The following is a 22,531-nucleotide window of genomic DNA, read 5'->3' on the forward strand; positions in this document are numbered from 1 at the left end:
CCGCCGAGCCGCCGGCCCGCGCGCGCCGGTCGGACGCGCCTCCTCCTCCCCGGGGCGCGCGGTCGCCCCCATCCGGCGGGGGGGCGCCCCCTTCCGCGTACCCGCTACGAGTGCGTACGCAGCAGCGTGCGCATCGTGCGCATGGCGACCGAGAGGTTCGCCAGGTCGAACGCGTCCGAGCTCTGGATCTCCTCCAGGGTCGAGCGCGCCCGGCCCAGGATCGCCGCGTTCTTCTCCTCCCACGCCTTGAACCGCTGCTCGGGCGTCGAGGTCCCGTTGCCCGCCGCCAGCACGTCGGCGGTGAGTGCGGCGTGCGCCGCGTACAGGTCCTCACGGATCGACGCGCGGGCCATGGACTGCCAGCGGTCGGAACGCGGCAGCTCGATGATGCGGTCCATGAGCTGCGTGATGGAGAGCCGGTCCCCGAGGTCGTAGTAGACCTCGGCGACGGACAGCGCGTCCTTGCCCATGCGGTCGGCGATCTGCACGATGTCGAGCGTCGGGAACGCGGACGAGAACCCGGCGACACGCTCCGCCAGCTCCTCCGGCACACCCGCGCCGGTCAGCTCGTCGACGATGCCCTGGTACCACTCGGCGTCGGAGCCGCGCAGCATCTTGGGCATCTCCGCCCAGACCTTGGTGACGTCCTCCTTGAAGAAGTCGATCGTCTCCGCCAACTGGAGCGGCTGCGGGCGGTTGTTGAGCAGCCACCGCGTGCCGCGCTCGACAAGTCGCCGCGAGTGCAGGCGGATCCGGGTCTGGACGTCCGCGGCGACGACATTGTCGAGCGCCTCGACCGCGTCCCAGACCTCGCTGAGGCCGAAGATCTCGCGCGCGGCGAGCTGCGCCCGCACGATCTCCTCCAGGGACGCGCCCGTCTCCTCACGGAGGCGGTGCAGGAACGTCGAACCACCCGTGTTCACCGTGTCGTTGACGAGGACCGTCGTGATGATCTCGCGGTGCAGCGCGTGCCCGTCGATCGCCTCGCCGTACTTCTCGCGCAGCGGCTTCGGGAAGTACGTGTGCAGCAGGCGGCGCAGGTACGCGTCGTCGGGCAGGGACGTCTGGATCAGCTCGTCCGCCGCCGTGATCTTCGTGTACGCGAAGAGGACGGCGAGCTCCGGCTGGCTCAACCCCCGGCCGGAGTTGAGGAGTTCACGGATCTGCCGGTCGGTCGGCAGGAACTCCAGGCCCCGGTCCAGGTGGCCCTGCTTGCCCAGGCGGCGCATGAACCGCTGATGGGCGTGGAGCAGGGACGGCGCCTGGGCGCAGGAGTTGGCGAGCGCCGTGTTCTGCGCGTAGTTGTTGCGCAGCACCAGGTGCCCGACCTCGTCCGTCATGGCGGCGAGCAGCTTATTGCGCTGCTTGACCGTCATGTCACCGTCGGAGACCAACCCGTTGAGCAGGATCTTGATGTTCACCTCGAGGTCCGAGGTGTTGACGCCCGCGCTGTTGTCGATGGCGTCGGTGTTCACGCGGCCGCCGCCGCGGGCGAACTCGATGCGGCCCAGCTGGGTCGCGCCGAGGTTGCCGCCCTCGCCGATGACCTTGGCGCGCACGTCCTGGCCGTCGACGCGGATCGGGTCGTTGGCCTTGTCGCCGACGTCCGCGTTGGACTCGACCGACGACTTGACGTACGTACCGATGCCGCCGTTCCACAGCAGGTCGACCGGCGCCTGGAGGATCGCCTTCATCAGCTCGGCCGGGGTCATCTTCGCCTGGCCGGACTCGATGCCGAGGGCCTCGCGGATGTGGGCGTTGAGCTGGATCGACTTGGCGGAGCGCGGGAAGATGCCGCCGCCCGCCGAGATCAGCTCCTTGTTGTACTCCGCCCACGAGGAGCGCGGCAGTTCGAACATCCGGCGGCGCTCGGCGAAGCCGGTGGCCGCGTCGGGCTTCGGGTCGATGAAGATGTGCCGGTGGTCGAAGGCGGCGACCAGGCGGATGTGCTCGGAGAGCAGCATGCCGTTGCCGAACACGTCACCGGACATGTCGCCGACGCCGACGACCGTGAAGTCCTCGGACTGGCTGTCGACACCCAGCTCCCGGAAGTGCCGCTTGACGGACTCCCAGGCGCCGCGGGCGGTGATGCCCATGCCCTTGTGGTCGTAGCCGGCCGAGCCGCCGGAGGCGAAGGCGTCACCGAGCCAGAAGTTGTACGACTCGGCGACCTGGTTCGCGATGTCCGAGAAGGACGCCGTGCCCTTGTCGGCCGCGACCACGAGGTACGTGTCGTCCTCGTCATGACGGACGACGTCCGCGGGCGGGACCACTTCACCGGCGACCAGGTTGTCGGTGATGTCGAGCAGCGCCGAGATGAACGTCTTGTAGCTCGCGATGCCCTCGGCCATCCAGGCGTCGCGGTCCACCGACGGGTCGGGCAGCTGCTTGGCGACGAAGCCGCCCTTGGCGCCGACCGGCACGATGACGGTGTTCTTCACCATCTGCGCCTTCACCAGGCCGAGGATCTCCGTACGGAAGTCCTCACGCCGGTCCGACCAGCGCAGGCCACCGCGCGCGACCTTGCCGAAGCGCAGGTGCACGCCCTCGACACGGGGCGAGTACACCCAGATCTCGTACGCGGGCCGCGGCGCGGGCAGGTCCGGAATGGCCTGCGGATCGAACTTCATGGAGACGTACGAGTGCGGCTTGCCGCCCCCCGCCTCCTGGAAGAAATTCGTGCGCAGCGTCGCCTTGATGACGGTGAGGAAGGAACGGAGAATCCTGTCCTCATCCAGGCTGGCGACCTGGTCGAGGGCGCCGTCGACCTCTTCGAGCAGACCGTCGATCAGCTCGGTCCCGGCGCGCTGCCGGTCCGGGGACATCCGCGCCTCGAACAGCGACAGCAGCAGGCGCGTGGTGTGCACGTTCGTCCGGAGGGTGTCCTCCATGTAGTCCTGGCTGAAAGTGGACCCCGCCTGGCGCAGGTACTTGGCGTACGCGCGCAGCACCATCGCCTGACGCCAGTTCAGACCGGCGCCCAGGACGAGGGAGTTGAAGCCGTCGTTCTCGGCGAGGCCGGTCCAGGTGGCGGCGAAGGCGTCCTGGAAGCGCTCGCGGCCGTCGGCCCCGAGGTCGTCCCCGTTGCCGTTCGACGGCTTCGGCATGCGCAGGCCGAAGTCGTAGATCCACGCCGTCTTGCGGTCGCTGCAACGCAGCTCGTACGGGCGCTCGTCGGTGACCTCGACGCCCAGGCGCTGGAGCACCGGCAGGACGGCGGAGAGCGAGACGGGCGCGCCGATCCGGTAGATCTTGAAGCGGCGCTCGCCGGGGGCCGCGCCCACCGGCTCGTACAGGGAGAGCTCGAAGTCCTTGTTCTCCTGCGTGAGTTGTTCGAGGTGGACCAGGTCGGCCACGGCGGCGCGCGGCGAGTGGTCGGCCTTGAAGCCCTCGGGGAACGCCTGGCCGTAGCGGCGCAGCAGTTCGGCGGCGCGCTCCTCGCCGCACTCGGCGTTCAGCGCCTCCCCGAAGCCGTCGGCCCAGGAGCGGGCGGCCTCGACGAGGCGGGCCTCGATGCGGTCCTTGTCGGCGTCGGAGAGCTCCGGCAGTTCGGTGCCCTGCGGAACGCGGACGACGAAGTGCAGCCGGGAGAGGATCGACTCGGTGTTCCACGCGGTGAAGTCGACGCTGGTGCCGCCGAGCTCCTCCTTGAGGATGTCGATGATCCGCAGCCGCACGCCCGTCGTGTAGCGGTCGCGCGGCAGGTAGACGAGGGCCGAGTAGTAGCGGCCGTACTCGTCCTGGCGCAGGTAGAGCCGGAGCCGGCGGCGCTCCTGGAGGTACAGGACGGACGTCACGATGGGGCGCAGCTCGTCGGCGGGCGTCTGGAACAGCTCGTCGCGCGGGTACGTCTCCATGATCTGCATCAGGTCACGGCCGTCGTGGCTGTTGGGCGAGAAGCCCGCGCCCTTCAGGACTTCCTGGACCTTGCGCCGGATGACCGGGACGCGGCGCACGCTCTCGGTGTACGCGGCGGAGGAGAACAGCCCGAGGAAGCGGCGCTCGCCGACGACATTGCCCTCGGAGTCGAACTTCTTCACGCCGACGTAGTCGAGGTAGCTCGGCCGGTGCACGGTGGCGCGGCTGTTGGCCTTGGTGAGGACCAGCAGGCGGTGCTCGCGGGCCTTGGCACGGGCGTCGGCCGGCAGCCGGTTGAAGGACGGGGACACCGGGTGGTGCTCGTCGCGCTCGTGGTGCGGGTCGGAGCGCAGGATGCCGAGTCCGGTGCCGGGCACGGCGGCCAGCGAGTCGTCCTCGGAGAGGTTGTACTCGCGGTACCCGAGGAACGTGAAGTGGTCGGCGGCCAGCCAGCGCAGCAGCTCGCGGGCCTCCTCGACCTCCTGGTCGGGCAGGTCCCCGGCGGTCGGCTCGCCCGGCAGCTCCTCGGCGATGCGCAGCGCCGAGTCCCGCATCTTCTCCCAGTCCTCGACGCACTCCCGTACGTCGGACAGGACGCGCAGCAGGTCGGAGGTGATCTGCTTGAGGTCGGCGCGGTCGGTCTCGCGGTCCATCTCGACGTGGATCCACGACTCGGTGAGCACGTCGTGGTCCTCGGTGGACGTGCCGGCCGGCAGCACCTCGAGGAGCTTGCCGGCGACATCGCGCCGGACGGTGATCTGCGGGTGGATGACGACGTGGATGCCACGCCCCTGCCGCGACAGCTCGTTCGTCACGGAGTCCACCAGGAACGGCATGTCGTCCGTGACGACCTCGACGACCGAGTGGCTGCACGTCCAGCCGTTCTCCTCGACGGTCGGCGTGTGCACCTTCACGTTGGCCGTGCCCTGCGGGCGGTTCTCCGCGAGGCGGTAGTGCGAGTGCGCGGCCCCGAAGACATCGACCGGATCACGGTCGCTCAGATCCTCCGGTGCGGTGTGCAGGTAGTAGCGCTGGAGGAACGCGAGCACGCTGTCTGGGTCCTTGGAGGTCCCGGCTGACCGGGCGGTCTTGGTGGTCCCGGTGGCCCGCGTGCCCTCGCCCGTCGCCCCGGTCGGTAGGTTCCCCCCTACCGGGCTGTTCTCAGCTACCCGGGCGGCCCTGGTGAGCAGCTCGGCTTTGGCTTCGTCCAGCTTGGTCTGCATTGTCCTCTGGCTCCTGTCGCGCGCCGTTGCGAGACGTAGATGTCGCGTAGATGAATCGCTCGACACAACGCCTCGACGCGGGGTTTCCGGTCTGAGACGACGTTATGCCGGGATGAGAGAAGAGCGGACCACAATGCGCCGTTTTCAACGAAGAGGCCATCCGCCCGAAATGATCAGCGACTGAGCGCCGGGCACGACCACTGCTGTGGCGGGTCGTGAGCTCCCGGCGCGGGCAGGGGGCGACGATGCCCCCGCGAGATATCGCGCTGATCACGGGACCAGGCTATCGCTCCCCGAGGGTGCGTCGTCATGAGCCGCTTGTGTACAAAACGGGGGGTCGAACTTTGACACTCTGCACAGAACCCCTGGAGCCCTTGCGCAGTACGGGCTCTTGCCAGCGCAGCGGCGCGGCGACACGTTGGGCGCACGACACGGCGGATCCCGGCGAGGAGAGTGTGTGACCAATGGCACCCAAAATCCTGATCGTCACCGGCGACGCGGCGGAGTCGCTGGAAGTCCTGTACCCGTACCAGCGGCTGCGCGAGGAGGGTTACGGGGTCGACATCGCGGCCCCGACCCGGAAGAAGCTCCGGTTCGTGGTCCACGACTTCGAACCCGGCTTCGACACGTACACGGAGAAGCCCGGCTACACCTGGCCCGCCGACCTGGCCTTCTCCGAAGTCGACCCGGGCCAGTACGCCGCATTGGTGATCCCGGGCGGCCGGGCGCCGGAGTACCTGCGCGGCGACGCCGAGCTCCGCAAGATCGTCAAGTCCTTCTTCGACACCGACAGGCCCGTCGCGCAGATCTGCCACGGCCCGCTCCTGACGGCGGCAGTGGACGGGCTGCGGGGCCGGCGCGTCACGGCGTACCCGGCGCTCGAACCGGACATGCAGGCGGCGGGCGCCACCTTCCACGACGCGGAGGTGGTGGTCGACGGCACGCTGGTCTCCTCCCGCGCCTGGCCGGACCACTCGGGCTGGATGCGGGAGTTCCTGACGGTGCTGCGGGCGAAGGCACCTACGTCCTGACCCTGACACGCAAGTGCGGTGGCTGCCCCGCCGACGAGGGCAGCCACCGAAACGCGCCGTGCCCCGGACGCAGCGACGAGGGGTCGATGCCACGACAGCCGTGAGGAGTTGACCACTGCCGTCCGACACCCCGCCACGCCATTCCTCCGGACCACGCGACACCCCTACAGCCTGCCGATCCCCACACCCCCCGGCATCGGTATCCCCGGAGCCCCGTATACGCATCTCCGCACGGGCCATCGGGATCCGTATACCTATGCCCACCCGAGTCCCTGCTTTTCAAGCCCCTGCGGCGATTGAGCAGGCCTTTCAAGCCCGTGCGGCGATTGAGCCCATCAAGCCCCGCCGGCGATTGAGGCGCGGGGTTTGGGGCAGAGCCCCGATCTTTCAGTCCCACCGACGACCGAACACACCCCTCACGCCGCCGCAACCATCCGCTCCGCCACCCGCACCGCATCCCCCAACGTGTCCACGACCGGCACCCCCACCCCTTCAAGACTCGCCCTACTGTGCGACCCCCCGGTATAGAGAACCGCCCGCACCCCCGCGGCCCCCGCCGCCACCGCATCGTCGGCCGCATCCCCGATGACCACGGTCCGCTCCCGAGCCACACCGTCGAGAACCCCCAGGTGCCGCACCATGTACTCGGCCTTGCTCCCCCCGGAGGGCCCCGTCCGCCCGTCGACGCGCACGAACCGCTCCGCGATCCCCAACTGCCGTACCAGCGGCACGAGTTCCTCATGCCCCGCCATGCTGAGGATGGACTGGCTGCGCCCGGCCTCCTGCCAGCCGGCCAGCAGCAGCTCGACGCCCTCGGTGAGCCGGCAGTCCACCGCGTACCGCGCGTAGTGCTGGTGGAACGCGCCGTCCATCGCCGCCCACTCGGCCTGAGTCGGCAGCCGGCCCATCAGCCGCTCGTAGAACTTGGGGATGGGTATGCAGTACAGCTCGCGGTACTTCTCCAACGTGATCGGCTCAAGGCCGACCGCCGCGAAGGCCGCGTTGCTGGCGCGGATGACGGCGTCGTTGTCGTGGAACAGCGTGCCGTTCCAGTCCCAGACGATGTGCGTGCCCGTGTGCATCCCGAAGTCACTCCCCATGACAAGAAACTACCCACCCCTGAGCCGGGTCCCTCAGTGTTCGCCCTCACCCACAAGACCCGGGATCTCCTGCGTGGCGAACCACAACAGGTCATGGTCCTCGGCGCCGTCCACGACGAACTGCGCGTCACCGTCGCCCCGGTCGGCCGCGGCCAGCGCCTCCGCGGCGGCCGTGACATCGGCGTCGGCGTCGCCCGAGTCGACGTGCACGGCGGCGACCTTCGCCAGCGGCACGGTCTCGCGCACCGTCAGCTCGCCGAGCGCGGCCGGGTCGAGCCCCCGGTCCGGGTCGGCGACGACGGACCCGTCCGGCACGTCCACGGCGACGACGACCCGGCGGCGCGCGGCGCCCGGGTCGGCGGCGACGAGCCGCAGCGAGGCGAGCGCAGCGCGGTTGAGCGCCGCGTACTCCAGCTCCTCGATGTCCTCGGACAGGTACCACTCGCGCAGCGCGGGCGTCACGGCGAAGGCGGTCACGGGCGCGGGCCCGATCTCGCCGGCCTTGTACGCCTCTGCGAGTCGAGGCAGGGACAGAGGTACGTACACGCGCATGGTCCGGCTGCTTTCTGCTCTGCGTCGGGGGCTTCAGGATACGTGGGGGCGTCCCCCTTCGGGCCGCCGCCCGCGTCCGCCCGGACGTCAACACCCACCCTCGGCCGGCCTTCGTACGTTCCCGGGGCCCCGGCCCTCGCGACGGCCCGGTCACCCTGATAGGGGAACCCTCCGCCGCGCCCCGGCGCCACCGACCGGCCCTTGCCGCCGCACCCTCCGACCTCGTACAAGATCCCCACGAGGAGTTACCGGTCGGTATCGGGAGGCGTCGTGCAGAAGGTCATGAACAGGCGGGGGCCACGCGGAACCACCCGGCCGCCCATCCGCCGCGACACCCGCCGCCCCGGAGCGGCACCGCGGCGCGTCCCACCCCAGGTCCCGCCGCACCCCACCGAGCTGTTCACCCAGCGCCTGCTCCTGGTGCTCAGCGGCGACAGGCCCCTGCACTGGTTCGCCCGGCACGCCGCGCACCAGGCCTTCGACGACCTACTGTGGCTGGTGGAACACCGCGCCCTGCTGCACGGCGCGGGCCCCCGGCCGACCGTCCACGGCATCGGCCACTTCGAACCCGCCCCCGGCAGCTACGAGGTCTTCGCCCGCATCGCGGTCGGCCCCCGCCTCCACGCCCTGGCCTTCCGCCTCACCCTGGGCGACGACCACCGCTGGCGCTGCACAGCGGTAGAACTCGCCGGCCGCCCACCACGGGAAGCCCGGGACAGCGACGAGTGACGCAGCCCCGCCCGAGAGCGCGTGAAGCAGCCGGGCCCCCGTCCCCAGTCCCAGAACGCGCGAAGCGGCCAGGCACCCGTCCCCCGCCCCAGAACGCGCGAAGCGGCCAGGCACCCGTGCCTCGTCCCAGAACGCGCGAAGCAGTCAGGCACCCGTCCCCCGCCCCAGAACGCGTGAAGGGGCCGGGCACCCCGTGCCCGGCCCCTTCACGCTCCGCGTCATACGCGCCGCGTCACACGCTTCGCGTCACTTCTTGCGGCGGCGGCCCTTCTGCTGCTTGCGCCGCTCGGCACGGGTCATCCCGTCCGCAGAGGAGCGCGTGGGCCCGCCCTCGGTCACGAAGTCGCCCTCGTCGACACCGCCCTCGGCGTTCGGCGCCTGGAAGTGCAGCCGGTCGGGACGCTGCGGAGCGTCCAGGCCCTTGGCGCGGATCTCCGGGCGGCCACCGGCCTGCGCGGGCACGGCGTCCTGGCTGTCGGCCTTGTCGAGCGACGTGGCGGCGGGCTTGGAGTCCGCCACCGGGACCTCCTCGACCTGCTGCTCGACCTGGACCTCCAGGTTGAACAGGTAGCCGACGGACTCCTCCTTGATGCCCTCCATCATGGCGGTGAACATGTCGAAGCCCTCGCGCTGGTACTCGACCAGCGGGTCCTTCTGCGCCATGGCGCGCAGCCCGATGCCCTCCTGGAGGTAGTCCATCTCGTAGAGGTGCTCACGCCACTTGCGGTCGAGCACGCTCAGCACGACCCGGCGCTCCAGCTCACGCATGATCTCGGAGCCGAGCTGCTCCTCGCGCTCCTCGTACTGCGCGTGGATGTCGTCCTTGACGGCCTCGCCGATGAACTCGGCGGTGAGACCGGCCCGGTCCCCGACCTCCTCCTCGAGCTCCTCCACGGTGACCTTGACCGGGTAGAGCTGCTTGAACGCGCCCCACAGCCGGTCGAGGTCCCACTCCTCGGCGAAGCCCTCGGCGGTCTCGGCGCCGATGTACTCGTCGATCGTGTCGTCCATGAAGTGCACGACCTGCTCCTGCAGGTCCTCGCCCTTCAGGACGCGGCGGCGCTCGCCATAGATGACCTCGCGCTGCCGGTTGAGCACCTCGTCGTACTTCAGGACGTTCTTACGCGTCTCGAAGTTCTGCTGCTCGACCTGCGACTGGGCGGAGGCGATGGCACGGGTCACCATCTTGTTCTCGATCGGTACGTCGTCCGGCACGTTGGCCATCGACATCACGCGCTCGACCATCTGCGCCTTGAAGAGCCGCATGAGGTCGTCACCGAGCGACAGGTAGAAGCGGGACTCACCCGGGTCGCCCTGACGGCCGGAACGACCACGCAGCTGATTGTCGATACGCCGCGACTCGTGCCGCTCCGTACCGAGAACGTAGAGCCCGCCGAGGTCCTTGACCTCCTCGAACTCGGCCTTGACGGCCTGCTCGGCCTTCTCCAGGGCGGCGGGCAGCGCGGCCGCCCACTCCTCGACGTGCTCGACCGGGTCGAGCCCGGCCTGGCGCAGCTCGGCCTCCGCGAGGTCGTCCGGGTTGCCGCCGAGCTTGATGTCGGTACCACGACCGGCCATGTTCGTGGCGACGGTGACGGAGCCCTTGCGGCCGGCCTGCGCGATGATCGCGGCCTCGCGGTCGTGCTGCTTCGCGTTCAGCACTTCGTGCTGAACACCGCGCTTGTTGAGCTGCTGCGACAGGTACTCGGACTTCTCGACGGACGTCGTACCCACCAGGATCGGCTGGCCGTGCCCGTGCTTCTCCGCGATGTCGTCGACCACCGCGTCGAACTTGGCGACCTCGGTGCGGTAGATCAGGTCGGCCTGGTCCGCACGGACCATCGGCTTGTTGGTCGGGATCGGGACGACGCCGAGCTTGTAGATCTGGTGGAACTCGGCGGCCTCGGTCATCGCCGTACCGGTCATGCCGGAGAGCTTCTCGTAGAGGCGGAAGAAGTTCTGAAGGGTGATGGTCGCCAAGGTCTGGTTCTCGTCCTTGATGTCCACCCCTTCCTTCGCCTCGATCGCCTGGTGCATGCCCTCGTTGTAGCGGCGGCCGGCGAGGATACGGCCGGTGTGCTCGTCGACGATCATGACTTCGCCGTCGATGACGACGTAGTCCTTGTCCTTCTTGAAGAGTTCCTTGGCCTTGATCGCGTTGTTCAGATAACCCACGAGCGGTGTGTTGACCGACTCGTAGAGGTTGTCGATCCCGAGCCAGTCCTCGACCTTGGCCACACCCGGCTCGTGGATGGCCACGGTGCGCTTCTTCTCGTCGACCTCGTAGTCGCCGGTCTCCTCGATGCCCTTCAGCGTGTTGCCCGCCTCGCCCTTCTTGAGGCGGGTGACGAGCTTGGCGAAGTCGCCGTACCACTTCGTGGCCTGGTCGGCGGGGCCGGAGATGATCAGCGGCGTACGGGCCTCGTCGACGAGGATGGAGTCGACCTCGTCGACCACCGCGAAGTTGTGGCCGCGCTGGACGAGCTCGTCCTGGGACCACGCCATGTTGTCGCGGAGATAGTCGAAGCCGAACTCGTTGTTCGTGCCGTACGTGATGTCGCAGTTGTACTGCTCGCGGCGCTCCGCCGGCGTCATATTGGCAAGAATGCAGCCCACGGACAGGCCGAGGAACTTGTGAACACGGCTCATCAGCTTGGACTGGCTCTCGGCCAGGTAGTCGTTCACCGTGATCAGGTGGACGCCCTTGCCGGACAGCGCGTTCAGGTACGTGGGCAGCGTGCCGACCAGGGTCTTGCCCTCACCGGTCTTCATCTCCGCCACGTAACCGAGGTGGAGCGCGGCGCCGCCCATCAGCTGCACGTCGTACGGGCGCTGGCCCAGCACGCGCCGGGCGGCCTCACGGACAGTCGCGAACGCCTCGGGCAGCAGGTCGTCGAGGGTCTCCCCGTCCTCCAACCGCTGCTTGTACTCGTCCGTGAGGGCGCGCAGCTCGGCGTCGGAGAGACTCTCGAAGTCCTCTTCGATGGAGTTGACCTGGTCCGCGATGCGGTGCAGCTTGCGCAGGATCTTGCCTTCGCCTGCACGCATGATCTTCTGGAGGACGGACACGGGGGTTGGTCTCCTTGCCGGTCGGGCCTGGCACGGTCGGTTTTCTCTGAAAACTGCTAGGTATCACTGGGGACTACCAAGGACTACTGGAGCAGCGACCATCGTATGCGAGGACCCCACCGTGCCGGGAGGTCTGCCATCACGTCCAACGCGCGGGCCGCCGCGAAGGTGCCGGTACAGCCCATGAAAAGTCATGGCGCCCCTGCCGCGTGCCGAGCAGAATCGGGCGATGGACCCCGTGACGCTCACCACCGACCGCCTGCAGCTGCGCACATTCGTGCCCGCCGACATCGACGAGGTGTACGCCGCGGCCCAGGACCCCGACATCCAGCGCTGGACCACGATTCCCTCGCCGTACGCGCGCGTGGACGCCGAATACTTCGTCAACCGTGTCGTCGCGGACGGCTGGCTCGGTGACACGGAGTACACCTTCGCGATACGGACCGAGGACCACGGCCCAGTGGTCGGCGCGGTCTCCATCCACCACCCACGCGCGGGTTCCTGGGAAGTCGGCTTCTGGACGGCCAAACGGTTCCGCGGTCGCGGCTATATGACGGAGGCCGTCCTGGGCGTGGCCCGCTGGGCCTTCACCGACCTCTCCTGTACGCGCCTGGAGTGGCGCGCGGAGGTCGGCAACGTGGGCTCCCTCACGGTGGCGGAACGCGCGGGCTTCACCCTGGAGGCCACCCTCCGCGCGGCCCTGCCCAACAAGGGCGTCCTACGCGACTGCTGGCTCGCCTCCCTCCTCCCCACCGACCTCTCCCTCCCCACCCCCCTGCCCTACCTCCCGGCCCCGACCTGACCACCCGCAGCCGCCGTGGACGGTCCCCCACCCCGTTGTCAGACCCTCCCCCTATCGTTCCGGCCATGACGACCCCGCCGCGTCCCACCGCCGCCTTGTCCGCCGACGAGGCCCGCCGCATCGCCCTCCGCGCCCAAGGCTTCCTCGGCGCCCCCGACCGCAAGGCCGGCGTACGTGGCGTGCTCCGCCACCTCGGCGCGGTCCAGCTCGACACGATCTCCGTACTCGCCCGCTCGCACGAGCTGATCCCCTACGCCCGCCTGGGCGCGGTCCCCCGGACCAGGATCGAGTCGGCGTACTGGACACCGGGCACAGCCCCGTCCACCGCCCCCCACGCCTTCGAATACTGGTCGCACGCCGCCTGCGTACTCCCCATCGAGGAATGGCCGCACTTCGCCTTCCGCCGCCGCGCCTACCGCACCCGCCCCCACTGGCACCACCACCTCGCCGACGGCGCCTACGACCAGGTGATCAAGCAGCTCCGCGCGGAGGGCCCGCTCACCGCCACGGAACTGGGCGGCGCGAAGAACAAGGGCGAGTGGTGGGACTGGTCCGAGTCGAAGATCGCCGTCGAGCGCGCGCTGATGTACGGCGAGGTGGTCTGCGTGGAGCGCCGCGGCTGGAAGCGGATCTACGACCTGGCGGAGCGCGCGATCCCGTCGGCCCTCCTGCACGACGACCTCGACGACACCGCGTGCGTCCGCCGCCTAGTCCGCCAGGCAGGCGAGGCCCTCGGCGTCGGCACGCGCGCGGACATCGCGGACTACCACCGCCTGAAGAGCGAACAGTTCGACGCGGTGATCGAGGACACCGGCCTCGTCCCGGTGACGGTGGAGGGCTGGGGCTCCAAACCGGCCTGGGCCGATCCCGCGGCCCTGGAATCAGCGCCCCGCGGCCGCCACCGCACGACGCTCCTGTCGCCCTTCGACTCCCTGATCTGGGAGCGCGCCCGCACCGAGCGGATCTTCGGCTTCACGCACCGGTTGGAGGCCTACGTCCCCAAGCCGAAGCGGATCCACGGCTACTTCGCGATGCCAGTCCTGTCCGGCGGCCGCCTCGTGGGCCGCGTGGACCCGGCGCGAGCGGGCAGCACCCTGGTCGCCAAGCAGGTCTCCCTGGACGGCCCGAAGGCCGTACCGGCGGTGGCAGCGGCACTCCACGAAGCGGCGAGCTGGGTCGGCTGCGACAGCGTAAGGGTGGAACACATGGAGTCGGCCCCCCTGAAGAAATCCCTGATCGAGGCCCTCTCCCAGCAGTCCTAGGGCCTGTCCTAGCGGATCTCCAGGATCTTCTCCCGCATCGCGTACACCACGGCCTCCATCCTGGAGTGCAGCTGCAGCTTCTCCAGGATGTTGCGCACGTGGTTCTTCACGGTGTTCTCGGAGATGAACAACTCCTTGGCGATGTCCCGGTTGTTCATGCCCGTGGCCACCAGCTTGAGCACCTCGAGCTCGCGGTCGGTCAGCCGGGGCGCCGGCACCAGCCGACGCTCGTCCGTGCGCTGGATCATCGACTTGAACTCGGTGAGCAGCTTCGACGCCATGGACGGGCTGATCTGCGACTGCCCGTCGGCCACGGCGCGAATGGCCGTCGCCACCTCGTCGGTCGAGATCTCCTTCAACAGGTATCCCGTCGCGCCCGCCTTGATCGCGTCGTAGAGATCGGCTTCCTCATCGCTGATCGTCAGCATGATGATCTTGGCGCTGGGCGCCACCTCCTTGATGGAGGTGCACGCCTCGATGCCGCCCCTCTTGGGCATCCGTACGTCCATGAGGACGATGTCCGGCAGCAGATCGGCCGCCTTGTCCACGGCCTCCGCCCCGTCACCCGCCTCACCGACGACCTGGATGTCCTCCTCGGCCTTGAGGACGATCTCCAGGCCGCGCCGGAACAGGGCATGGTCGTCCACCACAAGGACCCGGATGGGTTCCTCGCGCGAAGAACCCGCATCCGGCCCCCTGTCGGCACCGTCCTCGCCGGCACCGGCGTCCTCGCCCCGAACAGTTCCGAAGCTGTCCGCCATCGTTCCTCCCCCTGAAGGCCGCGGCCCGTCTTCCTGTGCCGCGCCAACCCGAGGCACCAGCACGCCGGTTGACCCGGCCCGGCCATGATTTCATGCCGCGGCCTCGGCGCGACGGCCGTGCGGTGCACAAGGGGGTCGCACAAGGGTGCCCCTGGGGGCGCGTACGCACCTCAGGGGCACCCGATGAATGGGTGTCAGTTGTGGTCAGCCGCCGATGGCGTCGCCCCCGTCGGCCCCCCTGACCTGGGAGACCATGGGGTCGGTGCTGAGGTGGATGACGCCGTAGTCGTAGGCGTGCCGACGGTAGACGACGCTGGGTTCCTTGGTCTCGGAGTCGACGAACAGATAGAAGTCGTGCCCGACCAGTTCCATCTCGTAGAGCGCCTGATCAAGCGTCATGGGTGCCGCCACGTGGGTCTTCTCACGGACGACGAGCGGGCCCTCGCCCTTGACCTCGAGCGAGCCCATCTTGGTGGTCGGTACGCCGTCGGGCTCGGCCTCCTCGGCCTTGGCGATCGTGCCGTCCCCGTTCAGCAGGGCGGCGTCCGGAACGTGCTCGGCGACCTCCGCGGCCGAGATCCGCTTGCCGCGCCGCGACGACCGCTTGTCGTGCTGCTTGCGCAGGCGCGCGTCGAGCTTGTCCGTGGCCAGGTCCAGCGCCGCGTACGGGTCGCTGGCCGCGGCCTCCGCCCTGATCACCGGGCCACGCGTGCGCAGAGTGATCTCCACACGCTCGCACCGGTCCGCCTGCCGGGGGTTCGGCTCCTTGGACACCTCAACGTCGAGGCTGATCACCTTGCCGTCGAGCTTCTGGATCTTCTCCAGCTTCAGCTTCTCGGCCACGTGCTTACGGAACCGCTCTGGTACCTCGGTCTTGCGGCCCTTGACGACGATGTCCACGCAGAACTCCGTTCCCGGATAGCCCCGCTCCTTGGGCGGAGCATCTCCCTTTTGCACCAGACTCCGGCCACTTCCGGAGTCTCGGACTCGGTGACTTCCACCTCCTCCTCCCCCGCGGACAAGATCTACACCCCACCTCGCCGGGTGATTGCGAAAATGCCTGTGCAATGTCCTGACAGGGCAATCCAATGGCGGAGGGCGGCGGCCACCTTTTCTGCCGAGTTCCTCACAACCGAACATATCTCGCCTGGACGGTTGTCGGCACCCTCTACTGACACGTACCTCCAACCGAGCGAATTAACCCTGTCTCTACCTGCAACGATGCAGATTCCCAACTAGTTCCGGTTTATTTCGAAGGAATCCGGTGACGCGGCCACGACGGCCGCCCGGAACATGATCCCGTCGATCTCGCCGACCTTTCCCCGGCCTGCCCCCGCGCGGCCCCGCTCCGACCCGCCTTCCCTTTCGATCTTCACGTAACCGGTCGCGACCGCTATTGCCCGCGCCGCCTCCGCCAAAGACGCGCCCGTCGTGATCAGGTCGTCGACCAGCACGATCCGGCCATTTCCGGTGAGCAACCCGCTGCCACCGCCCACCACCTCCAGGGCCCCCGTCACATTCACCAGCCGCTGCCGGGCGTCCAGGCCCGACTGGTCGGCCACCGCGCGCCGCTGCCGCAGCACGGCGAGCACCCGCGCCGCGACCCCCGCACGGCGCAGCTCGGCCGCCGCCGCATACGCGATCCGCCGCGTCGGGTCGTGCCCGCGCGCCCGCACAGCCCGCGGCGCGGACGGCACAGGGACAAGCGTCACGGGGCCCACAGCGCCGCCAGCAGCCCGCCCACCCGCGCCTCCCCACTCGTCCCCACCCTCCGCGAGTACGGACCGCACAGCCCCGGCCAGCGCCTCGCCAAGCGGCCGGGCGAGGCCGAGCGCACCACGCTCCTTGTGGGCGAGGAGCACGGCCCGCACCGCGTTCCGGTACGGGACGGCGCCGAACACGACCGGCATCCCCGGCGGGGCCGGCCACGGCCGCACCCGGCTCGGCACGGCGCCGCGCAACGCCGCCGAGCACCGCTCGCACAGCGTCGTACGAGATCTGCCGCATCCGGCGCACTCGGCCGGCAGCACCAGATCGGAGAGGTCCTGCCACCACCCCCGCATACCCACCACTGTGCCGACCCGCGGGCCGCGCGACCACCCCTGTGGACAACGCCCTGTGGACAACTCGACGGTTGTGACCAGCGGTTGAGCTCGCGCGGGTGACACCCGGGGCCGCCGGCCCGCCCCGCTGTGCGCCGCTACCCCGGATAGATCGGAGCCGTCCCGTCCTTGAGCACCGACTGCCACGCCGCCCCGGAGGGCAGGCGGACGATTCCGTCGTCGGAGTGCGCGAGCAGCGGCAGCTCGTCGTTGTCCGACGCCGCGATCTCGCTGACCCTGGTCAGGCCCGGCAGCGCCTGCCCGGTCGGCGTCGAACCGTCGCTCAGTACGTACTGCATCTGCTGCAGCCCACCGGGTTCCCGGCCGACGACGACGAGCCGGCTGTCGCCCGCCCACGACACGGCCGTGACGTCCTCCATCTGCGGTGCGGCCCGGCGCAGTTCGGTCACGGAGGCCTCCGTGTCGCCGTTCGCGTCGGGGTGTCGTTCGACGCGCCCGATCCACAGCGACGTGGTGTCCTCCTCCGCCACAAGAAGCCCGATGCGCGCCCCGTCGGCGGACGCCTTCACCGTCTCGATGGTGGCGTCGTCGCCGAGGCCCTCGACCCGCACCTTCTGCACCTTGTCCGCCTGGCCCTGCCCGAACATCAGCAGCCGCCGGTGTTTCGGATCGCGGTCGGCCACCCACAGGTCGCCGTTCCCGTCCCAACTGGGCGCCGTGAAGCCGTTCTTCTCCGCCTTGGCGTGGCTGCTCGCGACCGGGTCCCCCAGCGAGGCACCGGAGATCAGCGACGCCACGTACAGCGAGCGCCCGTCGTTCGAGACCCCCGCCGCCCGCTCCTGGTCGCGCGATACGGCCACGGAACGCAGCACTTGCTCGCCCTCGCCCAGCGGCCCCGGCACCCGCTCGGGGCTCTTGTCGGACCTGCTCTTGCCCGGCATCCGCACCAAGCGGCCCTTGGCGTCGAGGAAGTACTGGTCCGGGACGCGCCCGGTGGAGCGCGGCGCCGCGAGGGCGTCCGCCCCGTCCTCGGTCATCGCGCACATGAACCGGCCGTCGGAGCGCTTCAGTTCCACCTCGTTCACGCTCGACGACGACAGGTCCCGCAGCGAGAACAGCAGTTGAGCCGCCATCTCCTTGCACTTGGCCTGCCCGGCTCGGCTGCCCGCCTCGTTCAACGGCACCGTCAGCTTGTTGGCGTCGTCCGGCGCCAGCGAGTCGGTGCCCTTCTTCAGCGCGGCATGCGTCGGAAACGCCGTCCGCACCACCGGATTCAGCCAGCGCGTCGGCCCCTGCAACAGCTGCTTGACGGTCTCCGTCAACGGATCGGTCCACTGCCGTACGAAGACGGGGTCCGCGACCAGACGCCGCTGCCCGGCCTCACCGCCCGACGTCGAATCCACCGCGTAGTAGTACTTGTTGACGGAGCTGTAGATCCGCTGGAAGTCGGACTCGCCGAGAACGACCCCCTCCGGGAGGGCATCGATCCGCCACTGCTTGCCCTTGGATGTGTTCACCTGCGTCAGGTGCAGATCCCCTTGGTACGCCCCGCCTCCCGGCTGGTACGCCTGCTGCTGGTCGACCGTGGCGACCTGGTGCCCGGTCAATTCGTACGAGCGGCCGTCGTTCCCCGAATTCGGCCGGCCCGCCGGGCGCGTGCTGGGGCCCTCGTCGAGCACCACGGTCTGCCGCCCTGGCTCCCAGTTCTTCGCGGCCTTCGGCGTCAGGTACTTGCGCGCCATCGTGTACGAAGGGTCGTCACTGGTCAGCGCCTCCAGGAAGCCCTCGACGATGGAGGAGGGCCCGACGCTGTCCTTCGGCGGCAGGGCGAAGACGCGCACCTGCGAGTCCGGGCGCTGCGAGGCCTCGACCGATTCGAGGCCCCCGTTGTCCGGCATCGACGCACACCCGGCGAGCACGAGCGCCCCGCACCCGGCCAGCATTCCGGCCCGCATTCCGCGCCGCTGCCGCGGCGCCCGCTGTTCATCCACGACCGCCGTCGCTCCCCTCACCGCGCGATGTCGCCGCGGTCCGCTCCGTACGCGCCCGCGCGGGCGCCCCGGGTTCCACCGACGCCGCGTCGTCCGCCACGTCCGGCCCGCCGTGCTCGTCACGCCCACCGTGCCCCGACGGGGCACCGTGTTCGTCATGGCCCTCGGCCTGCCGCGGCTCGCCCGTCGCCCCGCCGCGCGCCACCACGCGCGCACCGCTGCCGGGCAGCGCCGTGGGGTCGGCGGCCACCGACGCCTGCGCGTGGCGCGGAGCAATCGGGGCGTTGGCCGGTGCGGGCGGCGCCTGAGCGGGCACGGTGGCGAGCTTCTTGCCGTCGGCGCCCGGCAGCCCGGCGTCACCGAGACCGCGGCCACGCCGCGAATCCTCCGGCTCCAGCGGTATCGGCGAACCACGTAGCGCCTCGTCCACCGTCCTCGGCAGCGTGAGCCGGAACTGTGAGCCGCCGCCCGGCTCGCCCCATGCCTGCAGCCACCCGCCGTGCAGCCGCGCATCCTCCAGGGCGATCGACAGGCCGAGTCCGGTTCCACCCGTCGTACGCGCGCGTGCCGGGTCGGCCCGCCAGAAGCGGCTGAACACGCGGGTCGCCTCGCCGGGCTTGAGGCCCACTCCGTAGTCGCGCACGGCGACGCCGACCGCGCCTCCCGCCGCCGCGAGCCGCACCACGACGTCCTGTCCTTCGCCGTGCTCCACGGCGTTCACGACCAGGTTGCGCAGCACGCGCTCCACACGCCGCGCGTCCGCCTCTGCGACCACTGGCTGCTCGTCGCCGACGATCCGAATGTGCGTGCCCTTGCGCTCCGCGAGCGGCTCGGCGCCGCCCACCACGCGCCGTACGACCTCCCGCAGATCTATCGGCTCGGCCTCCAGCGCGGCGGCCCCGGCATCGAACCGGCTGATCTCCAACAGGTCGGCCAGCAGCGACTCGAACCGGTCCAGCTGATCGGCCAGCAACTCGGCCGACCGCGCGGTCACCGGATCGAAGTCGACCCGCGCCTCATGGATGACATCGGCGGCCATCCGTACCGTCGTCAGCGGCGTACGCAGCTCATGGCTCACGTCCGAGACGAACCGCCGCTGCATCCGCGACAGGTCCTCGAGCTGCTGGATCTTCAGGTAGAGGTTCTGCGCCATCTTGTTGAAGGCCTCGCCCAGGCGCGCGATGTCGTCCTCGCCGGTGACCTTCATACGTTCCTGGAGGCGGCCCGCGGAGAGCCGCTCGGCGACCCCTGCCGCCATCCGCACCGGCGTGACGACCTGCCGCACGACGAGCCAGGCGATGGCCCCGAGCAGCACCACGACGAAAAGTCCGGCCGTCGCGAGGGTCCCCTTGACCAAGCCGAGCGACTTCTCCTCCTGCGTCAGCGGGAAGAGGTAGTACAGCTGATAGGCGTGCCCCTGCGGATCGTTGAGCCGCTTGCCGACGACGAGACCAGGCTGTGCATCCTTGCCGCCGTCGTAGACGATCTTCGTGTACTGCTGCGACGCGCCGGCGATCTTGTCGACCTGTCCCCGCAGGTCGTCGGGCACGCTACGGTTCGGATCCACCAGGCCCGAGCCGCGCGGCGCCCGCCCGTTGCCACTGTCGGCATCGCTCGAGCTGAGGGTCACGACGTCGAACGCGCCCTTGCCGCCACTCGCGAGCTGCGTGACGAGCTCGCTCATCCAGTTGTTGGGGTTCAACGTGGTGCGACTGTCACCGGAAGCGCCGTCCCGCACCCCGGCCGCCGCGGAATCCGCCTTGTCCTTGGCCGCGCGGAAACCGCCCTCGGCCTGGCTCTGCGAGGCCTTCACCTTGGCGTCGAGCAGCCCGTTGCGCACCGAGCCGATGACGACGATGCCGAGCAGCAGCACGACACCGAGCGACATCAGCAGCGTCGTGACGACGACCTTCAGCTGAATGTTCCGCCGCCACAGCCGCATCGCGGGCAGCAGCGGACGCCGCACCCAGCGCGCGAACAGGCGCAGCACAGGGCTGCCCTTCATCCCGCCCTGGAGCAGCAGACTCCCGTCGACGGCACGGCGCAGCCGTGAACCCCGAGCGGCGGTCGGCCCGGCCGCGGGTCCCACAGGCCGCTCCGGGCGGGACCCCGTGGTCCCGGGCGCCGAAGCGGCACTGTTTCGGGACACGTCAGCTCGGTCCTGCCTTGTAACCGACGCCGCGGACGGTCACCACGATCTCCGGCCGCTCCGGGTCCTTCTCGACCTTGGAACGCAGCCGCTGGACGTGCACATTGACCAGACGCGTGTCCGCCGCGTGCCGGTAGCCCCAGACCTGCTCGAGGAGCACCTCACGCGTGAACACCTGCCAGGGCTTGCGCGCGAGCGCGACCAGCAGATCGAACTCCAGCGGCGTCAGCGCGATCGGCTGTCCGTCCCGCTTCACCGAATGCCCGGCCACATCTATGACCAGGTCGCCGATGGCGAGCTGCTCCGGCGCAGGTTCCTCCGATCTCCGCAGCCGCGCCCTGATACGGGCGACCAGCTCCTTGGGTTTGAACGGCTTGACGATGTAGTCGTCGGCCCCCGACTCGAGGCCCACCACCACATCCACGGTGTCGCTCTTCGCCGTGAGCATCACGATCGGCACCCCGGACTCCGCCCTGATCAGGCGGCACACCTCGATACCGTCCCGGCCCGGCAGCATCAGATCGAGCAGCACCAGATCGGGCTTGGTCTCACGGAAAGCGGCCAGCGCCTTGTCGCCGTCAGCTACGAACGACGGCTCAAAACCTTCACCACGCAGCACAATGCCGAGCATCTCGGCCAGTGCGGTGTCGTCGTCGACGACAAGGACTCGTCCCTTCATGGACCACATCATCCCATTAGCTCATCGTTGCCTGGAGTGAACTGGCACACAGTTCACCCAAGCCATCACTTGTCACAGGCGACACAACGCCGCACTCCGTGACGATCGCCGTCACCAACTCCGGAGGCGTCACATCGAACGCGGGGTTGTACGCCTGCGTCCCCAGTGGTGCCACCGGAATCCCGCCACCTGCCTCCACTCCGGCCAGCGGCGCCCGCGGCGCCGTGACCTCCGTCACCTCATCCCCTGCCCGCTGCTCCACCTCGATGGAAGCCCCGTCCGCGGTCTCCGGGTCGATCGTCGTCACCGGCGCGACCACGATGAACGGCACATGGTGATATCGCGCCAGCACCGCGAGCGGATAGCTCCCCACCTTGTTGGCCACCGAACCGTCGGCCGCGATCCGGTCCGCGCCGATGAGCACGGCATCCACCTCACCCGCGGCGAACAGCGAACCCGCCGCGTTGTCCGTGAGCAATGTGTACGCCATCCCGTTGCGCGCGGCCTCATACGCGGTCAGACGAGCACCCTGCAACAACGGGCGCGTCTCGTCCACCCAGAGCCGGCGCAGCCGCCCCGCCCGATGCGCGGCGAGCGCGACCGCGAAGGCCGTGCCCTCACCGCCGGAGACCAGTGCCCCTGTGTTGCAGTGCGTCAGGATGCGGTGATTGCCACCGGTCACCAGCTCGTCCAGGAGCCGCAGGCCGCGCTCGGCCATCGCGGCGCTGGCCTCGGCGTCCTCCGCGTGCAGCGCCCGCGCCGAGGCGAGCGCCGCCGCCGCACCCCGCTCCCGCGCCCCGACACCGTCCCCGGCACCCGCCCCGCCACTGACCGCGGACCGGTACGCCTCCCGCGCCCTGCGCACCCCGTACGCCAGGTTGACCGCGGTGGGCCGCGCGTCCGCCAGTGCCTCCGCCGCCTCCTCGACGTCGAAGCCGCGGGCGGCCGCGAGCGCCACGCCGTACGCCCCGGCGATCCCCAGCAGCGGCGCACCGCGCACGGCCAGTGAACGGATCGCCTGCACCAGGGCCTGCGGGTCCGTGCACACCAGCTCGACCTCTTCCGCGGGCAGCCGCGTCTGGTCGAGCAGTACCAGAACGGGCCCCTCCGCCGGCTCCTCCCACCGGATCGCCGGGATGTCGACGGCCTCGGACCGTGTGCCGTCGAAGGGCCGTATGTCCCCGCCGGATTGCGCGTACTGATCAGCCATCCGCCCAGTCTGCCCCGGACCGACCCGACAATTGAAGGCGTGCAGCCCACAC

Annotated in this window: 15 protein-coding genes; 4 read left to right on the top strand and 11 right to left on the bottom strand. The window is 69.9% G+C overall.

Translation table 11 applies throughout. The annotated features are described in order from the left end of the window. Positions 1-104: 104 nt before the first annotated feature. Positions 105-5,081 carry an NAD-glutamate dehydrogenase gene (locus tag ABT004_RS27315; protein WP_351341968.1) on the bottom strand — a complete coding sequence of 1,659 codons (4,977 nt, stop codon included), beginning with the start codon at positions 5,079-5,081 and terminating at the stop codon, positions 105-107. 464 nt (positions 5,082-5,545) lie between these two features. On the opposite strand from ABT004_RS27315, the gene ABT004_RS27320 reads away from it, so the two are divergent. Continuing rightward, positions 5,546-6,112, top strand: a complete 567-nt coding sequence (locus ABT004_RS27320) for a DJ-1/PfpI family protein (RefSeq protein WP_351341970.1) — start codon at positions 5,546-5,548, stop codon at positions 6,110-6,112. A gap of 416 nt (positions 6,113-6,528) precedes the next feature. Here the strand turns inward: ABT004_RS27320 and ABT004_RS27325 are convergent, their stop codons facing one another. Further along, entirely contained in the window at positions 6,529-7,212 is a 684-nt protein-coding gene (locus ABT004_RS27325; RefSeq protein WP_351341972.1) for an HAD family hydrolase, read from the bottom strand. A 33-nt stretch (positions 7,213-7,245) separates the two neighbouring features. Then, the gene (locus ABT004_RS27330) at positions 7,246-7,764 is read right to left on the bottom strand and encodes a DUF6912 family protein (protein ID WP_351341974.1); all 519 of its coding nucleotides are present in this window, start codon (positions 7,762-7,764) and stop codon (positions 7,246-7,248) included. Positions 7,765-8,034: 270 nt separating this feature from the next. Here ABT004_RS27330 and ABT004_RS27335 point away from each other — a divergent pair, with 270 nt between their 5' ends. Further along, the gene (locus ABT004_RS27335; protein ID WP_351341976.1) at positions 8,035-8,493 is read left to right on the top strand and encodes an Rv3235 family protein; all 459 of its coding nucleotides are present in this window, start codon (positions 8,035-8,037) and stop codon (positions 8,491-8,493) included. Between the two features lie 246 nt (positions 8,494-8,739). Here ABT004_RS27335 and secA read toward each other — a convergent pair whose 3' ends face one another. Continuing rightward, entirely contained in the window at positions 8,740-11,562 is a 2,823-nt protein-coding gene (gene secA, locus ABT004_RS27340; protein ID WP_351341978.1) for a preprotein translocase subunit SecA, read from the bottom strand. 229 nt (positions 11,563-11,791) lie between these two features. Here secA and ABT004_RS27345 point away from each other — a divergent pair, with 229 nt between their 5' ends. After that, positions 11,792-12,364, top strand: coding sequence for a GNAT family N-acetyltransferase (locus tag ABT004_RS27345; RefSeq protein ID WP_351341980.1), 573 nt, complete (start codon positions 11,792-11,794; stop codon positions 12,362-12,364). Between the two features lie 65 nt (positions 12,365-12,429). Further along, positions 12,430-13,626, top strand: a complete 1,197-nt coding sequence (locus tag ABT004_RS27350; protein WP_351341982.1) for a winged helix-turn-helix domain-containing protein — start codon at positions 12,430-12,432, stop codon at positions 13,624-13,626. Between the two features lie 8 nt (positions 13,627-13,634). Here the strand turns inward: ABT004_RS27350 and ABT004_RS27355 are convergent, their stop codons facing one another. From ABT004_RS27355 to mtnA, 7 genes are all read right to left on the bottom strand, one after another. Then, positions 13,635-14,387, bottom strand: a complete 753-nt coding sequence (locus ABT004_RS27355; RefSeq protein ID WP_351341984.1) for a response regulator — start codon at positions 14,385-14,387, stop codon at positions 13,635-13,637. A 204-nt stretch (positions 14,388-14,591) separates the two neighbouring features. Continuing rightward, positions 14,592-15,287, bottom strand: a complete 696-nt coding sequence (hpf, locus tag ABT004_RS27360) for a ribosome hibernation-promoting factor, HPF/YfiA family (RefSeq protein WP_351341985.1) — start codon at positions 15,285-15,287, stop codon at positions 14,592-14,594. Positions 15,288-15,622: 335 nt separating this feature from the next. Further along, positions 15,623-16,450, bottom strand: coding sequence for a ComF family protein (locus ABT004_RS27365; protein WP_351341986.1), 828 nt, complete (start codon positions 16,448-16,450; stop codon positions 15,623-15,625). A 137-nt stretch (positions 16,451-16,587) separates the two neighbouring features. After that, positions 16,588-18,441: an LpqB family beta-propeller domain-containing protein gene (locus tag ABT004_RS27370; RefSeq protein ID WP_502966969.1), complete on the bottom strand. Its 1,854-nt coding sequence runs from the start codon at positions 18,439-18,441 to the stop codon at positions 16,588-16,590. Then, the gene (gene mtrB, locus ABT004_RS27375; RefSeq protein ID WP_351341988.1) at positions 18,434-20,590 is read right to left on the bottom strand and encodes an MtrAB system histidine kinase MtrB; all 2,157 of its coding nucleotides are present in this window, start codon (positions 20,588-20,590) and stop codon (positions 18,434-18,436) included. Before mtrB ends, ABT004_RS27370 begins: the two co-directional genes overlap by 8 nt. Position 20,591: 1 nt before the next feature. Further along, on the bottom strand, positions 20,592-21,281 hold the full coding sequence (gene mtrA, locus ABT004_RS27380) for a two-component system response regulator MtrA (protein WP_306324333.1): 690 nt from the start codon (positions 21,279-21,281) through the stop codon (positions 20,592-20,594). A gap of 4 nt (positions 21,282-21,285) precedes the next feature. Further along, positions 21,286-22,479, bottom strand: a complete 1,194-nt coding sequence (gene mtnA, locus ABT004_RS27385) for an S-methyl-5-thioribose-1-phosphate isomerase (protein ID WP_351341990.1) — start codon at positions 22,477-22,479, stop codon at positions 21,286-21,288. Positions 22,480-22,531: the final 52 nt, after the last annotated feature.

The sequence above is a fragment of the Streptomyces sp. NPDC002790 genome, assembly GCF_040295505.1.
GTDB lineage: Bacteria > Actinomycetota > Actinomycetes > Streptomycetales > Streptomycetaceae > Streptomyces.

What these genes read in the sequence shown, in the direction of transcription:
- ABT004_RS27315 (WP_351341968.1), bottom strand. Translation starts at nt 5,081, where the DNA reads ATGCAGACCAAGCTGGACGAAGCCAAAGCCGAGCTGCTCACCAGGGCC.
- mtrA (WP_306324333.1), bottom strand. Translation starts at nt 21,281, where the DNA reads ATGATGTGGTCCATGAAGGGACGAGTCCTTGTCGTCGACGACGACACC.
- ABT004_RS27365 (WP_351341986.1), bottom strand. Translation starts at nt 16,450, where the DNA reads ATGCGGGGGTGGTGGCAGGACCTCTCCGATCTGGTGCTGCCGGCCGAG.
- mtnA (WP_351341990.1), bottom strand. Translation starts at nt 22,479, where the DNA reads ATGGCTGATCAGTACGCGCAATCCGGCGGGGACATACGGCCCTTCGAC.
- ABT004_RS27320 (WP_351341970.1), top strand. Translation starts at nt 5,546, where the DNA reads ATGGCACCCAAAATCCTGATCGTCACCGGCGACGCGGCGGAGTCGCTG.
- ABT004_RS27355 (WP_351341984.1), bottom strand. Translation starts at nt 14,387, where the DNA reads ATGGCGGACAGCTTCGGAACTGTTCGGGGCGAGGACGCCGGTGCCGGC.
- ABT004_RS27330 (WP_351341974.1), bottom strand. Translation starts at nt 7,764, where the DNA reads ATGCGCGTGTACGTACCTCTGTCCCTGCCTCGACTCGCAGAGGCGTAC.
- ABT004_RS27350 (WP_351341982.1), top strand. Translation starts at nt 12,430, where the DNA reads ATGACGACCCCGCCGCGTCCCACCGCCGCCTTGTCCGCCGACGAGGCC.
- ABT004_RS27345 (WP_351341980.1), top strand. Translation starts at nt 11,792, where the DNA reads ATGGACCCCGTGACGCTCACCACCGACCGCCTGCAGCTGCGCACATTC.
- ABT004_RS27325 (WP_351341972.1), bottom strand. Translation starts at nt 7,212, where the DNA reads ATGGGGAGTGACTTCGGGATGCACACGGGCACGCACATCGTCTGGGAC.